This is a genomic window from Vreelandella sp. L-25 (assembly GCF_056857535.1).
The window spans coordinates 1-15,105 of the sequence record NZ_JBSXNH010000014.1 but is presented as its reverse complement, the minus strand read 5'-3'; the positions used below and the strand labels follow the sequence as shown (position 1 = coordinate 15,105).

Sequence of the window (15,105 nt, the reverse complement as noted above, 5' to 3'; positions counted from 1 at the left end):
CGCGTACCGTGCTTGGAAATCGGCGGGTAATGGGCGAGGGCCCTGGTGGAACGCCGGAGCCTCGCACATGAATCAGGCCCTACCTAGAAAGTGGTTTTATGATCAGGGCCTGATATCGATACTGGATACGGTAAGATGGCTTAAACGTTCTGCATGAACCGCCGTGGTACGGAACCGTATGCCCGGTGGTGTGAGAGGACGGGGGAGGTGACTCCCCTTCCTACTCGATTCTGATGGTGACTACTTTTGTGACTTAAACGTGCTAAAACAGATGTATTAAACAAAGCCTAACCAATAAGATTGGCGTTAAGCCGACTGAAGAACAGGGAGTTTGTATGTCGCCCCCCACACCCCTCGCCGCCACGGCGATGGCCTCCGGGCTGCGCAGTGGTTATCAGCGTGACCATCACATCACCATGCAGCGTTTGCGCGGTGAAAAAGTGCGCCTGCTTTACGACAACCTATGGCAGCCAGTGCTGAGCAGCGTGCTGGCGGGTGGGCTGCTGGTAGCGGCCATGTGGCCGGTGGTGGATGCGGCGCTACTGCTGGGTTGGTTTACGGTGCTGGCGGTGATTTCAGGATTGAGATTACTGCTGGCCCAGCGGTTTAAGCGCCTGCCTGCGCTACAGCAGCAGCGCCAGCGCTGGCTGCGTTGGTTTGCCATCGGTGCCATTGCATCAGGGTGCGTGTGGGGGACTTCGGGTGTGCTGCTGTTTAGCCACGACCACCCCGGCCAAATTGCCGCGCTCTCGATTGTGCTGGCCGGTATTGCTGCGGGGGGCGTGACCACGCTCTCTTCGGTGTGGTGGATTGCCATTGGCTTTGTATTGCCCATTCTACTGCCCCTGAAGCTTCAATTTCTGCTACAGGGCTCGTCCCTCTCCATTTTGATTGGTCTGATGTTGGTGCTGTTTTTAGGCTTAATTATGGCGACCAGCCGCCGCTTTAGCCGCACCATTCACGACAATATCGCCCTGCGGGTGAGCATGGCCGCCCGGGAGGCGCAGCTGCGCGAAAGCGAAAACCGCTATCGCTCTATTTTTCAGCACTCGCCGTTAGGCGTGCTGCACTTCGATGAGCAGGGGCAGATTACCGACTGCAACAGCAAACTGCTGGATATCCTGAGCGTGGAGCGCTCAAAGTTACTCGGCTACCGCATGCTGGACCGCTCTGCCGACCGAAAGGTGGCTCAGGCGGTTAGGGATGCGCTGGAAAAAGGCACGGGCTATTACGAAGGCACTTACCAACTGCCCAACGCCAGTGTGGGCACGCCTTTGCGAGCGTTCTTCAACGGGGTACATAGCGCCAGCAACCAGATGGTGGGCGGTGTGGCGATTATTGAGGATTTCACCGAACGAAAGCGCAACGAGGCGATTATCTACCGCCAGGCTTACTACGATGCGCTAACTGATTTGCCCAACCGGCGGCTGTTTATCGAGCGTTTAGAGGCGCTGTGTAATGGGCAGAACAGCGACCAGCGCGGTGGTTTGGTGATGTTTATGGATATGGACCGCTTCAAGCTGATTAACGACACCCTAGGCCATGCCGCAGGGGATGACTTGTTGGTGCAGGTCGCGCGCCGCTTGGAGTCGTGTTTGCAGGCGGATGATATGGCCGCCCGTTTAAGCGGCGATGAGTTTGTGCTGCTGGCGCTATTTGATGTCACCGACCCTGAGGCGCTCAACGCCGTGGCGGCGCGTTACATGGATGCGGTGCAGCGCGCGTTGTCCGGCAAGTACCGTTTAGAGAGCCGCTGGGTAGAGGTGACACCTAGCATGGGCTACACCTGTTTTGATGCCACGGCCTGCGACCATGCCGATGTGCTTAAACAGGCAGATACGGCGATGTATCAGGCAAAGACCGAAGGACGGGCACGGCTGCGCCGCTACCAGCCCTGGATGCGTGAAGAAGTGAACAAGCGTGTGGCGGAACAGGCGCCTAACCTGCCAATTGACCGCTAAGCAGTAGCCACAGGGCAATCAAGGCAAAGTGCCCTGGGTACCAGGCAAGCCAAAGGCGGCGCGGCATCTCCAGCGCCACCGGCGGCACTCGCTGGGCAGCACCGGCAGCCAGCATCAGCACGATCACGCAGGTAGCCACGGTAAACGATTTAGCCATGTCGGAGGCGTTCATTTGCCCGGCAATCCAGAGCACAGGAAATGCCGCTAGCCCCGCCCAAAGGCGCGATTTCAACGCATTTCGGGTTTCGCTGAGCGCCTGCATGGCAAACATAAACAGCGGAATCAGCAGCAGGCCGTTATGGCCATACTCCACCCAAAATCCCAGTAGATACCACACCGTAACGCCGACGGCAGCGCCTAACATGAGCCAACCAAAGCCTAACGTTTGCCGTTGATAGTGCTGCCAGCCTTGCCGTACCAGCGCTCCTAGTGCCAACCCGCTGGCCAACGTAAAACAGACGTTCAAAATGAACGCATCCGAGGCGCGTGGCATCAGCATATAGGGCAGCTGTGCGGCGAGGCCGATAATCAGAATGCGTCGCGAATAGCGCAGTGGGTTGCGGGTATTAAACAGGCCGTGCCACGCCACCATGGCGGCAAAAAGCGGAAACGCAATGCGCCCAATCGAAGAGCCTGCCCAACCTAAATCCCAATCCCCCGGCAGCACGTAGCGGGTCAGGTGGTCCACAGTCATGGTGAACAGCGCCAGCCACTGTCCCCAGGCCGTCCAGTGGGAAGAGGGGCGAAACACCTCTGCGGCGCTTGCCTGTGGCGTTGCGTGAGCCGCCGTCGATTCAGCCATGATACCTCCTTGTATGTGGTTAAGTGATAGTAAAGACCCGGTTTGGCGGAGCAAGTTCGCTGGAGTGACGGGGCCTGGCAGGCGCTGAAAATCGGTTTACCCAGCGCCCAAACGTGGTCAATGGCCCAGCGGCCTTCGCTGAGCACAATAAAATCCGCATCCACGCCGATGAACTCAGGAATGTAGAGAATATCGCTGGCTACCGAACCGGTCAGCGTAACGAGGGGAAGTTGGCACGGGCGTGCCAAAAGGCGGGGTGGGCTATTCGTAGAATCATTCGCTCAGGTAGAAACGGGCGATATTGCCACGGGTACCTGGGCGAAGCGCGTGCAGCGCGGGGGATAAGAGGAGGCGTGAGGGCATGATGGCGTCTCGCTTGCGTGCCTCCCCAAGCGGGGAGGCAATCTTAGGCAGTTAGCGCTTACTCTTCGCCGAAGTAACGGGCGTAGATTTCATCGTAAGTGCCGTCTTCCTGAAGCTCAGCCAGAGCTTCGTTGAACTGTTCGGCCAGAGCTTCATCACGCTGACGGAAGGCGATACCGAAACCCTCACCGAAGTACTCTTTAGGCTCGCTAATGCGTTCACCCACCACGACGTACTCGGCTTCTTCGCTGTCTAGCAGCGTGGACTGGCCGATCGGGAAGTCGAGGAAGACGATATCTAGACGCTGTGCTTCCATGTCCAGCACCATGTCGTCGGCGGTGGAATAGCGGCTGATGTCGGCAACGCTGCTGAAGTTATCAGTAACGTAGTTATCCTGCAGTGTACCGCGCTGAACGCCAATGGTTTTACCCGCAAGGGTCTCTTCGTTGGCTTCGCTGATATCCAGGCTGCTGGGGGCAAACCAGGCAGACGGCATGGTGATGTAGGGGTCAGAGAACAGCACCTGCTGGCGACGTTCGTCGTTGATGGTCATGGAAGACATGATTGCATCGTAGTTGCGTGACATCAGGCCTGGAATAATGCCGTCCCACTCCTGCTCGACCCACTCACAGGTAACACCGATACGCTCGCATAGGGCGTTGCCCAGGTCGATGTCGAAGCCGGTCAGTTCACCTTCAGCGGTGCGGTATTCCATGGGCTCGTAGGGAACGTCGACGCCGATACGCACGTTGTCGTAATCGCGCGCGTGAGCAGAAGATGCTGCAGCGACGGCCAAGCCCAGCAGAGAAACAGTCAGTAGTTTTTTCATTTTTAGACTCCAAAAGAAGCAGGTTCACCCAAGGTGATCCCCCTTAACGTACCCCAGGTTGAGGTCGGCGAAAAGGGGGAGTCTGCATTTGAACCAACGTTTGTTTTACGCTGGACGTGTTGGATTTATTGTAGCTAGGAATTTTGGGTATCCGGATTTCCTGGTTGTTATGCGCGATTGGAAGATAAACGACAAGTGAAACTCACAACGGATTAACTGGTAGATAGCTTGCTCAGTATGTTCACTTGATCGAAATTGAGGGTATCCTGATAAGCGGTGGATCCGATCCGACGAGCAGGGGCCGAGCCGCCATCCTCTCGACGGCATCATCTGAGAGTCGCGGTAAGACAGGGATCTCTGGGAGAATCACATGCTCGAGGGCGATGCGGGGCAGTGGCCTGTCCTGATGATCCGTGGCAGCGCACGTCGCTGGGCGACAGCTTGGCTATGCCGCTCGCCTTGCTGGAGACCCGCTGGTGAGCACTGTGGCACGTGCCCTTCTGCCTGGGGCAGGCTTTGACAAGGCAGAAACGCCCATGCTAGGCTCGCGACCATGATTTCATATTTGGCAGTTCGCCTCACTCCGCGATTTATGCACCCCCGGGATCCTTACGGCATCGGCGGGCGGTGAATTGTACACCTCTGAAAGCGGAACCCCCGGGCCAGATCCCGGGGGTTTTTGCTTTCAGGCGGCCTCCCATTCATCGAGAGTTTGATGAGTAACGCCTGATTTTTCCGCCGGTACCTACATCCTGGAGAAATCAGAAAATGTCTACGTTGTTATCCTCCGAAGCACTATGCTCCGCCCTCAACCTTGCGGACCTGACCAATCCGCGCCAGGGTACGCATGCCATGCAGTTGCTGCTGCAGGAAATCAGACAAGCACTCACCAAGCAATGGCGCTGCAGGCAGCTCATGATTCGCAGCGGCTCTGTTGTGCCAATTACTAACAACTACGACCGTTTGGGCTATCCACCGGAAGGTGCAGCGCGGGACGCTCGCTACACACGCTACGTCGCCGATGGTTATATCCTGCGCACCCAGACGTCGGCGGCCATTCCCGATCTGCTGGACGGACTGAGCTTGGACCCACCCGATGACTTGTTGCTGCTCTTACCGGGACTAGTCTATCGGCGCGACAGCATCGACCGCTTGCACTGTGGCGAACCGCACCAGTTGGACCTCTGGCGCCTAGTGGACGCTGCCCAAGGATCGGAGATGTCGGTATCCGAGTTACAGCAAATGGTTTCGGTGGTCATGGCCGCCGCCGTGCCCGGCCTGGAGTGGCGCACCCTAGCGTCGCCTCACCCTTACACCGAGCAAGGGATACAAATCGACGTTCGCTGGCGGGATGAATGGATTGAGGTTGGTGAGTGCGGCCTAGCGGCACGCGGGATACTGAACCAAGCGGGCCTTACTGGCCATACTGGTTTGGCCATGGGCCTGGGGCTCGATCGGTTGCTGATGCTGCGCAAGCGGATCCCCGATATTCGGCTCCTGCGAAGTGAAGACCCGCGCGTGCGCACGCAGATGAATGACCTGGATACCTACAGGCCGGTATCTGCGATGCCTGCCATTCGTCGGGACCTATCTCTCTGCGTCGATACTTGGATTAACGAAGAACTTATCGGCGACATGGTCCGCGAACGGTTGCCCGAAGCGGAGAGCATTGAAGCTCTGCTGATCAAGGCGGAAACGGCTTTCGAGGATCTACCGGCGTCGGCCCATCAACGCATGGGAATGAAGCCAGGGCAGAAGAATATCCTGCTGCAACTGACCCTTCGACACTTGGAGCGGACTCTGACCGACGAGGATGCCAACCTTATCCGCAACCAGGTCTATCGCCTGCTCCACCAAGGTGAACGCCAAGAACTGGCGCAGGATGGCAGTTGAAAGCAACCGCACCCGGGCATTTCCCTGGGTGCGGCTTCCGATCAGCCCCACCGCATAGTGGGGCAGCACTCGACACTGTCCAGCACCGCCTTGAGGGAACGCCTACTCCAAGCGGTGCAGTGTGTCTCAGTTAGAGAACCACGATCACCGATTGTCAATGTCGACAAGGAAAGTTTGCATGACCAGCCTGCCCGATAACATCCTTCATCTTCCTGAGTACCATATCCTGGATATTAAGGATAAAGAGCACGACCTCCACTTCCGGTTGGAAGCCCCCCACCCTGTAGCCTGCGAGGAATGTGGCGTAGAGGGGGAGTTTGTCCGATTCGGTAAGCGCGATGTTGCTTACCGAGACCTTCCCATCCATGGCAAGCGGGTCACCTTGTGGGTGGTTCGCCGGCGTTATACCTGCCGTGCCTGCGGGAAGACATTCCGTCCGACACTTCCAGAGATGGAGGATACCCACCGCATGACGCGGAGGCTTTACAGCTATGTCGAGAAAGAGGCTTTCAACCACCCTTACGCCTACGTGGCAGATAGCACGGGCCTTGACGAGAAGACCGTTCGCGAGATCTTCAAGAAGAAGGCCGAGTTTCTGGGCCGCTGGCATCGCTTCGAGACGCCCCGCTGTTTGGGTATCGACGAGCTGTACCTGAACCGTCGATACCGCTGCATCCTGACCAACCTGGAGGAGCGCACCCTGTTGGACCTGCTACCCGGTCGTCAGCAGGAAGCGGTGACGAAGCGGCTCATGAGCATGGCCGAGCGCAATCAGGTCGAGATCGTCAGCATGGACATGTGGAAGCCCTACCGCCGTGCCGTCCAGGCGGTGCTGCCACAGGCTCGCATCGTGGTCGATAAGTTCCATGTTGTGCGTATGGCCAACGAAGCCCTGGAGAAGGTCCGCAAGGGGCTCAGAAAGGAGCTGACGGCCAACCAACGCCGAAAACCCTCAAGGGTGACCGGAAGATCCTGCTGAAGCGGGCTCACGACGTCTCCGACCGCGAACGTCTCATCATGGAAACCTGGACGGGGGCCTTCCCTCAGCTCCTGGCAGCCTACGAGCACAAGGAGCGGTTCTACCACATCTGGGACTGTGCCACCCGGCGAGATGCTGAGAAGGCGCTGGCTGCATGGATTGACGACATCCCACAGGGGCAGAAGGAGGTCTGGAAGGATCTCGTCAGCGCCGTCAGTGGCTGGCGTGAGGAGATGCTGACCTACTTCGAGACTGACATCCCGATCACCAACGCCTTCACCGAGTCGATCAACCGGCTGGCCAAGGACAAGAACCGCGATGGCCGAGGCTATTCTTTCGAGGTGATGCGAGCCCGGATGCTCTACACCACCAAGCACAAGAAGAAGTCGCCGCAGACCAAGGAGTCCCCATTCTTGGGCAGGGCAACCATAGCCTACAGCATGGGCCTGCCCGAGCAAGAGAAGAACTTCGGCGTCGATCTATCAACCTTCTGGAGAGATTAAGGTCTGGGCGGGGCGTAGGTGCCCCCTCAACCAGTTAATCCGGATACCCGGAATTTTGTGGCCGCAGGTGGGCCAGCAGCTTTTTCTCTAAGAAGCGGAAAAAATACAAGATCGCGAAGGTCAAACAGAGATAGATGGCTGCGACGAATAGGAACGCATCGAAGGGCGCATAAAAGCGGGCATACACGAAGCGTGCCGCGCCGGTGAGATCCATTAGCGTCACCACGCTAGCAATCGCGCTGGCGTGCAGCATGAAGATGACTTCATTGCCGTAAGCGGGCAGCGCACGACGAAAGGCGCTGGGCAGAATAATCCGCCGCATCATTAGGTTTTGCGACATGCCATAGGCGCGCGCTGCTTCGATCTCGCCTTTAGACGTGGCTTTGATCGCCCCACGGAAGATCTCGGTGGTGTAGGCCGCCGTATTGAGCGTAAAGGCGATAAGCGCCGGGTAGAAGGCTTCGTTTAGCACTGGCCACAGGAAGGTTTCCTGGATACCGTCGATGAACACAACGCCGTAGTAGATGATGTAGAGCTGGATCAGTAGCGGCGTGCCGCGAAATACGTAGGTATAGAGGTAGACCGGCAGGCTGATCCACTTATGCTTAGAACTGCGCATAATGGCCAGCGGAACCGCAAGAATTAACCCGGCCACCAGCGATAGAAACACCAGCTGTGTGGTGGTCACCAAGCCTTCCCAGTAGTATCCCAGGGTGGTGGGCGTAAAGATCAGGTTGTCTGCCAGCAGATCGTTAAACCATGCAGAGATATCTAGCATGTCACTGCCCCCCAAAGCCGATGTCGTAACGTTTTTGTAGCCGTGCAAAAATCCACTCGGAGACGCTGGCAATGAGCAGGTAGGCCGCCGCCACTGGAATGAGGAAGACAAACGGCTCGTGGGTGGCCCGAGAGGCTTCTGCCGCCACCCGCACCATGTCCGTCAGGCCGATCACCGACACCAGAGCGGTGGTCTTGAGCAGTACCATCCAGTTGTTGGAGAGGCCGGGCAGCGCATGACGCATCATCTGGGGAAAGCGAATGCGCCGAAAGACCAGCGCGTTGCTCATGCCGTAGGCTTTGCCTGCTTCAATCTGGCCGTTATCCACCGCCATAAAGGCCCCGCGAAAGGTTTCGCCCATGTAGGCACCGAAGATAAAGCCGATGGTCAGTACGCCTGCGGCAAAGGCATTGAAATTGATGTAAATGTCGATGTCGTAGTTGTAATACAGCATGTCGCTGATGGCATTGACGCCGATCTGGCCGCCGAAGAACAGCAGCATCATCAGCACTAGGTCCGGCACACCGCGAATCACCGTGGTGTAAACGGTGGCGGTGCGACGTAACAGCCAGTTACGCGACATCTTGGCGCTGGCCGTCAGCAGCCCTAGGAGGATGGCCAAGATCAGCGATAGAACGGCCAGTTGAACGGTAACGCCCGCCCCTTCGATCAGGCGGGGGCCGTAACCTTGCAAATCGAGCATGGTGTGGGTGCCTCGCGGATCAGTATTTAGGAGCCAGGAACTGCTTCAGGCGCGGTGACTGTGGGTTACCGAGTACATCGTCGGGAGCCCCTTGTTCCTCTACCAAACCTTGGTGCAGGTAAATTACCTTGCTGGAAACGTCGCGGGCAAAGCTCATTTCGTGGGTGACCACGACCATGGTGCGTCCTTCATTGGCCAGATCGCGCATCACTTTCAGCACGTCGCCCACCAGTTCCGGGTCCAGCGCTGAGGTCGGCTCGTCAAACAGCATTACTTCAGGGTTCATGGCCAGCGCCCGGGCAATGGCGCCGCGCTGCTGCTGGCCGCCGGACATTTGTGCCGGGTAGGCGTTGGCGCGAGCGCTAAGCCCTACGCGGCCCAGCAGTGCGTGGGCGTGCTCAATGGCCTCTTTTTTCGGCTTACCGAGCACGTGGATCGGCGCTTCGATGATGTTTTCCAGCAGCGTCATGTGCGCCCATAGATTGAAGCTCTGGAACACCATGGAGAGCTTGGCGCGCATTTGAACCACCTGTTTCCAGTCGGCGGGTTCGCGGCCGTGCTTGGTGGTTTTAAAACGGATTTGCTCGCCGTGAACGTACAGTTCGCCGTCGTCCGGCTGTTCCAGCAGGTTCATGCAGCGCAAGAAGGTGCTTTTGCCTGACCCTGAGGCACCAATGAGGGTGATGACGTCACCTTTTTGGGCTTCGAGAGAGAGGCCTTTGAGGACTTCTGTATCGCCAAAGCGCTTTTTAATATTGCGCACTTCAAGGGGAGTAGGCGTAGCGGCCATAACTTAGGCTCCAGTACAGGGTTGCCGCAGCAGCAACAAATGAATTCGTCGTGCGTGTGTGCGGCTGGCGCGAAAAAAGGGGCGATTCTATCAGGACTGCGCCAAATGCGCGTACTTTATCAGGACGACATTGGTCTTGGTACGTAGCGATGTGTCCTGACGGCCCCTTCATGTTGTTGTTATAAAAAAGACGTCGTTATGAAAAGTACGTTTTCATCGTCAGACAGTAGCGCAAGTGTCCGTCAGGTAATGGCATGACTGGGTACCACCAGCAGTGCCGCACGAGCGCCTATGTCGACGTGGGCATTGGGGAACACCACATGTAATGGTGTCTTCTCCACGATGAAATCACCCGCTACCCCATCTTTGGCGAGGCAGGTGCCGGGCTCGAAACGGCTGAAATTGGGCACGTCATCGTCGAAGCAGAGCGTAAAGTCCTCCGCTTGGCGCATCAGCTCGTGCTGTACTTTAAAAAAGGCCATGGTTTCGGCGGTTTTTTTCGGCGGCTCGTAACCTGCGCTGAGCGAGCTGAGCAACGTTAGCATCGGTGCCAGCGCCGCCATGTCGTTCTCGCCAAACGGCGCGACGCGGCCAAGCTCGAAGGTAAACGCCTGTGCGTGGTGATAGTGTTTGCTGTAGTGGGAGAAGGTCCAACTATGCTGATGTTGATGCAGCACCGCCTGCATATCGGCAGCGGCCAACCACTGCCACTGCTCAGCGTCTGTGGCAGTTTCTGCATAGGGCTCTACCACAAAGCGGGTATATAAGCTGCTACGGATCGCGGTATGCAGGTCGTAATGTAGCTTAGGCAGCGCATGATGACGATTGAAAAACGTATCTACCGCTTCCATTAGCTCTCGAGCTCGGTCTGGTTCGCTGCCCTTTGCGTCCAGCTCGCGCTTGAATAGCCGGTTAAGATTGGTGGTGATAAAGCGCTTCTGTTCTTTTAAGGCGGGAATGTTGCCTAAAATGACTAATATCGGCGCACCTAATTGCAGGGAGCTGGCTTCTAGAGCGCTGAGCCAGTCGCCAAGGAGTTCCACAGGAGCGGTTTCGTTACCGTGTATCGCCGCAGAAAACACACAGGCGCGGGCCTCTGGGCGCAAAATATTGGGCGTTAGTTCCAGAACACCTGGCCCATGAAGATGGTAAGTGCCGCTTGGGAAGCGGCCGATGCGCGGGGAAGGGCGTTCGCCGTCAAGCGTCCAGTCGAGCCATTGGCCTAGCATGAAAGTGTCCTTAAGCATGGGCATTCGCTTTTTGTTACCCTACCTTTACCACGCTGGCCGTTGACCACAAGTGGGGACGTCGTTCGCGTGAAAATGGTCGGTGGGAAGATGAAAGTTGTTGGTACAAAAAACGCTTATGGCAGATCGCTACAAGCGTTTTCAGGCCCAGCGCTTTTAGTGCCGAAGTGGCACAAGTGCAAGGTCGGCACATCGATGAAATCGAAGCGCGGCGTCGAAAACATTCGCTTTTATCTACGCTTAACTGCGCTATGTTTCAATGAGTTTTCACTGCCCGCTGTGGGCAACCTGTCTGATGTTTGAATGCAAGTCCAAAGGAGTGAGTAATGACGAAGGTACTGGTACTTTATTATTCCATGTATGGACATATCGATACCTTAGCAGCCGCTGTGGCGGAAGGTGCAAAGGGAGTTAATGGCGTAGAGGTCACGGTCAAACGCGTGCCCGAAACTATGCCGGAAGAGGTGTTCAAAAACGCGGGCGGCAAGCAGGATTTCACCACGCCGGAAGCCACGCCCCAAGAGCTGGCCGATTACGATGCCATCATCTTCGGCACGCCCACTCGCTTTGGCAACATGGCCGGCCAGATGCGTACCTTCCTCGACCAAACCGGTGGTTTGTGGGCCAACGGCGCGCTGCGTGGCAAGGTGGCGAGCGTATTTACATCAACCGGTACCGGCGGTGGTGATGAGATGACCATTACCTCTACCTGGACCACGCTGGCCCACCATGGCATGGTCATCGTGCCGATTGGCTACGGCATTGAAGAGCAGTTTGATATTTCGAAAGTAAGCGGTGGCACGCCCTACGGTGCCGCGACGCTGGCCGGCGGTGATGGCTCCCGCCAGCCGGATGACCGCGAGCTGAAAATCGCCCGCTTCCAAGGTAAACACGTGGCTGAAATTGCCGCTAAGTTGGCGAGTTAATCGTTAGCTGCAAATTCTGGCTGAAAAAGAGCAACGCCTCGCTGTTAATGCAGCGAGGCGTTGCTCGTTATGGGGCGTTGTTTTTATAGGGAGATTAGCCGCCGATTCGATCAGCAATGGCTTTGCCCAAGCTTTCCGTGGTGCCCTGGCCGCCTACATCGCGGGTAAGCACCTGGCTATCGCCTTCGCCCAGCACGGCTTCGATGGCCTCGACCATGGCGTCGGCGGCTTCCTTGTGTCCCAGATGTTCCAACATCATGGCGCCTGACCAGATTTGGCCGATGGGGTTGGCAATGCCCTTGCCCGCAATGTCGGGTGCGCTGCCATGAACCGGCTCGAACAGGCTGGGGAACTTGCCTTCCGGGTTGATATTGGCGGAGGGCGCAATGCCGATGGTGCCGGTGCAGGCCGGGCCTAAGTCGGAAAGAATATCGCCAAACAGGTTGCTGCCTACCACTACATCAAACCAGTCCGGGTGCAGCACAAAGTTGGCGGTCAAAATATCAATGTGGAACTTATCCACGGCGATCTCTGGGTACTGTTTGGCCATCTCGGCCACGCGCTCATCCCAGTAGGGCATGGTGATGGAGATACCGTTGGACTTCGTGGCCGAGGTGAGCTTTTTACGCGGGCGGGTTTGCGCTAGATCGAAGGCGTACTTTAGTACGCGGTCGACACCGGTTCGGCTCATCACCGTTTCCTGAATGACGATTTCACGCTCGGTGCCTTCATACATTTTGCCACCGACGCTGGAGTACTCGCCCTCGGTGTTCTCACGAACCACGTAAAAGTCGATATCACCAGGCTTGCGGCCCGCCAGCGGGCTTTTAATGCCAGGCATTAACCGGCAAGGGCGCAGGTTGATGTACTGGTCGAATTGACGACGGAATTGCAGCAGCGAACCCCATAGCGAAATATGGTCCGGCACTTTTTCTGGCCAGCCCACCGCTCCATAGAACAGCGCGTCAAAGCCTTTGAGCTGCTCAAACCAGTCATCGGGCAGCATCTTGCCGTGTTCCAGGTAGTAGTCGCAGCTACCAAACTCAAACGTGGTGAATTCCAGGTCGATATTGAAGCGCTTGGCGGTGGCTTCTAGTGCGCGGATGCCTTCTGGCATCACTTCGGTACCGATACCGTCGCCAGCGATGACTGCAATACGATGGGCCATGGGGGCTCCTTGTTTTGTTAGACGTCACAAAAATAGCAGGGCGTGTTTCCGTGGTATGAGTGTAGCGCCTGTTGGCGACGAGATAATCAGGCTACTATGCAAGCTATTGTTGCCTTAAAGTGAAGAATCCCATGATGCTGGATGACCTCGCCTTTTTTCAGCAGCTGGCCCGGGCAGGGAGCTTAACCGCCACCGCCCGAGAGCTGGGCCTGTCACTCTCGGCCGTCAGCAAGCGCTTAAAGCAGCTAGAAGCCCGGCTTGGCGTGACGTTGGCGGCGCGCACCACTCGCCGCTTGACGCTGACCGCTGAGGGGGAGCGCTATCTCACTCAAGGTGGGTTGATTTTAGAAGAGCTGCAAACGCTGGAGAGCGCACTCAGCGATACCGCGAGCCAAGGGGTTACTGGACGGCTGCGGGTTAATGCGACCTTTGGCTTTGGCAGGCGGCATATTGCGCCGCTGCTCTCACACTTTTGCGCAGAACATCCGGCGGTGGAGAGCTGGCTGGAACTGACGAATTTCCCGCTCAATTTAAGCGATCATGGTTTTGATGTGGGGATTCGCATTGGCGAGCCGCCGGATTCGCGCCTAGTCGCCAAGCGTATTCTGCCCAACCGGCGGGTGCTGTGCGCCTCGCCAAGCTATATAGCGAAGATGCCCGCGCTGAATGTGCCGAGCGATCTTGCCCAGCACAGCTGCCTGGTGATTCGTGAAAATGATAGCGACTTCCCACTATGGCGCTTTGAGCATCGCCACTCGTCGCAGCGCCAAGCGGTGAAAGTTAGCGGGCAACTGGCCAGTAACGACGGCGAAGTGATTACTCGCTTAGCGCTGGATGGCCATGGCGTGATGCTGCGCTCCTGGTGGGATGTGAACGAGCACTTGGCTAGCGGCGCGCTGCGCACGCTGCTGCCCGATTGGCAGGGCGTTCGCGCTGACTTTTATGCCGTGTTTGAGCACCGCCGCCATATACCGACGCGCATTAGCGCCTTCATTGATTTTTTACAGCGGGAAATGGCGGGCAGGGTGCCCGCCTTGCCCAATGGCTGACAGGCGGGGTGCGCTAGCGGCCTGGGCAGGTTTGGTCCTGCACCACGTCAATCAGCTCATCGGTGGGGAAGTCCAGCTCGGCGGCGCGCTGGCGCAGGCGCTGCTCCACGTCGCCTTCAAGGGTTGGCGTGCGGGCCAGAATCCATAGGTAGTCGCGGTTGGGGCCTGCCACCAATGCCCACTGGTAGTCGTCATCTAGCTCAAGGACGTTATAGCCGCCGTAAAACGGGCCAAAGAAGCTGACCTTCAGCCGACCAACGCTCTCATCATCAATAAAGTAGGCGCGCCCCTCGGCTTCATCCCAGGCTTGCGCTTCCAGGTTGTAGCCTCGGTTGATTACCTTAACGCCGCCATCGTCACGCAGGCTGTAGGTAGCCGTGACGCAGTCCAGCCCCTCTTCAAAGGAGTGATCCAGGCGGGCAATTTCGTACCACTCTCCCAAATAGCGCTCTAGCTCAAAACCAGTGACGGGTTCGGTGCCATCGGGAATGCCGGTGCAGCCGATCAGCAGTGTGCCGGTAGCGGCAACCGCTGCCAGCGTGGCCATGCTCCTTGGCCGCGATGTGGGTTTCATCATCTTGCTCCTTGCACGTGAACAATAAACGTTAAATCTATCAGTGTGGGTCACTGCGTGTCATGGTTCCCGTTGGGCGCGATACGGCAGGCCAAGGAAATAGGCTATGGTATGTCTGTTACCGTATCCTCTTAACAATGCTGATCAAAATGCGCGTCAAACCTCGGCCTTCTAGGCTGGGGAAGGAAAGCGCGAGGCGCGCAGCGCCTCTTTTTTGACACGCTATATCTAGCGCGCTAGATTAAAAGCATGACGACCGTACACCGCGCCTATCGTTATCGGTTTTATCCCACGTCCGAGCAAGCCGACCAGCTTGCTCGTACGTTTGGCTGTGTGCGGCACGTTTATAACCACTTCCTCCGCCAGCGCACCGATGCCTGGTTTGAGCATCAAGAGCGGATGGGCTACAACGCCACCGCCAAAGCGCTCACCACCCTCAAGAAACAGCCGGACACGGCGTTTCTGGCCGAGGTGTCCAATGTCTGCTTGCAACAGTCGCTCCGGCATCTCGACCGCGCCTTCTCAAACTTCTTCAAAGGT

At 57.3% G+C, this 15,105-nt stretch carries 13 protein-coding genes and 1 pseudogene; 6 read left to right on the top strand and 8 right to left on the bottom strand.

The features are described 5' to 3' along the window. Positions 1 to 335: 335 nt before the first annotated feature. Positions 336 to 1,961, top strand: coding sequence for a diguanylate cyclase domain-containing protein (locus tag AC13CN_RS00560; RefSeq protein ID WP_463004729.1), 1,626 nt, complete (start codon positions 336 to 338; stop codon positions 1,959 to 1,961). On the opposite strand, the gene AC13CN_RS00555 is transcribed toward AC13CN_RS00560, so the two are convergent. Both AC13CN_RS00555 and AC13CN_RS00550 read right to left on the bottom strand, forming a co-directional pair. After that, positions 1,939 to 2,763 (bottom strand): TraX family protein, encoded by an 825-nt coding sequence (locus AC13CN_RS00555; RefSeq protein WP_483052946.1) that lies wholly within the window; start codon positions 2,761 to 2,763, stop codon positions 1,939 to 1,941. The two genes, AC13CN_RS00560 and AC13CN_RS00555, sit on opposite strands and share 23 nt — an antisense overlap. Before the next feature lie 421 nt (positions 2,764 to 3,184). Then, complete coding sequence (locus AC13CN_RS00550; RefSeq protein ID WP_054641062.1) at positions 3,185 to 3,955, bottom strand: transporter substrate-binding domain-containing protein; 771 nt, start codon at positions 3,953 to 3,955, stop codon at positions 3,185 to 3,187. A gap of 768 nt (positions 3,956 to 4,723) precedes the next feature. Here AC13CN_RS00550 and srmL point away from each other — a divergent pair. Both srmL and AC13CN_RS00540 read left to right on the top strand, forming a co-directional pair. Beyond that, positions 4,724 to 5,848 (top strand): PheS-related mystery ligase SrmL, encoded by a 1,125-nt coding sequence (gene srmL / locus AC13CN_RS00545; RefSeq protein WP_054645043.1) that lies wholly within the window; start codon positions 4,724 to 4,726, stop codon positions 5,846 to 5,848. A gap of 178 nt (positions 5,849 to 6,026) precedes the next feature. Continuing rightward, positions 6,027 to 7,330 (top strand): annotated as a pseudogene (locus tag AC13CN_RS00540) (ISL3 family transposase). Between the two features lie 34 nt (positions 7,331 to 7,364). Here AC13CN_RS00540 and AC13CN_RS00535 read toward each other — a convergent pair. The 4 genes from AC13CN_RS00535 to AC13CN_RS00520 all read right to left on the bottom strand — a co-directional run bounded on the left by AC13CN_RS00535 (position 7,365) and on the right by AC13CN_RS00520 (position 10,830). Continuing rightward, positions 7,365 to 8,108, bottom strand: coding sequence for an ABC transporter permease (locus AC13CN_RS00535; RefSeq protein ID WP_483052945.1), 744 nt, complete (start codon positions 8,106 to 8,108; stop codon positions 7,365 to 7,367). A 1-nt stretch (position 8,109) separates the two neighbouring features. Then, complete coding sequence (locus tag AC13CN_RS00530; protein WP_054641064.1) at positions 8,110 to 8,811, bottom strand: ABC transporter permease; 702 nt, start codon at positions 8,809 to 8,811, stop codon at positions 8,110 to 8,112. 19 nt (positions 8,812 to 8,830) lie between these two features. Then, on the bottom strand, positions 8,831 to 9,601 hold the full coding sequence (locus AC13CN_RS00525) for an ABC transporter ATP-binding protein (protein WP_062363076.1): 771 nt from the start codon (positions 9,599 to 9,601) through the stop codon (positions 8,831 to 8,833). Between the two features lie 242 nt (positions 9,602 to 9,843). Continuing rightward, positions 9,844 to 10,830 carry a succinylglutamate desuccinylase gene (locus AC13CN_RS00520; RefSeq protein ID WP_054641081.1) on the bottom strand — a complete coding sequence of 329 codons (987 nt, stop codon included), beginning with the start codon at positions 10,828 to 10,830 and terminating at the stop codon, positions 9,844 to 9,846. Positions 10,831 to 11,174: 344 nt separating this feature from the next. Between AC13CN_RS00520 and wrbA the strand changes: the two genes are divergently transcribed. Next, positions 11,175 to 11,774 (top strand): NAD(P)H:quinone oxidoreductase, encoded by a 600-nt coding sequence (wrbA, locus tag AC13CN_RS00515; RefSeq protein ID WP_054641065.1) that lies wholly within the window; start codon positions 11,175 to 11,177, stop codon positions 11,772 to 11,774. A gap of 94 nt (positions 11,775 to 11,868) precedes the next feature. Here wrbA and AC13CN_RS00510 read toward each other — a convergent pair whose 3' ends face one another. Then, complete coding sequence (locus AC13CN_RS00510; protein WP_054641066.1) at positions 11,869 to 12,942, bottom strand: tartrate dehydrogenase; 1,074 nt, start codon at positions 12,940 to 12,942, stop codon at positions 11,869 to 11,871. Between the two features lie 131 nt (positions 12,943 to 13,073). Here AC13CN_RS00510 and AC13CN_RS00505 point away from each other — a divergent pair, with 131 nt between their 5' ends. Continuing rightward, positions 13,074 to 13,991, top strand: coding sequence for a LysR family transcriptional regulator (locus tag AC13CN_RS00505; protein ID WP_054641067.1), 918 nt, complete (start codon positions 13,074 to 13,076; stop codon positions 13,989 to 13,991). A 13-nt stretch (positions 13,992 to 14,004) separates the two neighbouring features. Here the strand turns inward: AC13CN_RS00505 and AC13CN_RS00500 are convergent, their stop codons facing one another. After that, a complete protein-coding gene (locus AC13CN_RS00500; RefSeq protein WP_062363069.1) occupies positions 14,005 to 14,538 on the bottom strand; it encodes a lipocalin family protein in 534 nt (177 codons plus the stop codon). 276 nt (positions 14,539 to 14,814) lie between these two features. On the opposite strand from AC13CN_RS00500, the gene AC13CN_RS00495 reads away from it, so the two are divergent. Beyond that, a partial coding sequence (locus tag AC13CN_RS00495) for a helix-turn-helix domain-containing protein (protein WP_483052944.1) occupies positions 14,815 to 15,105 on the top strand: 291 nt, incomplete at its 3' end.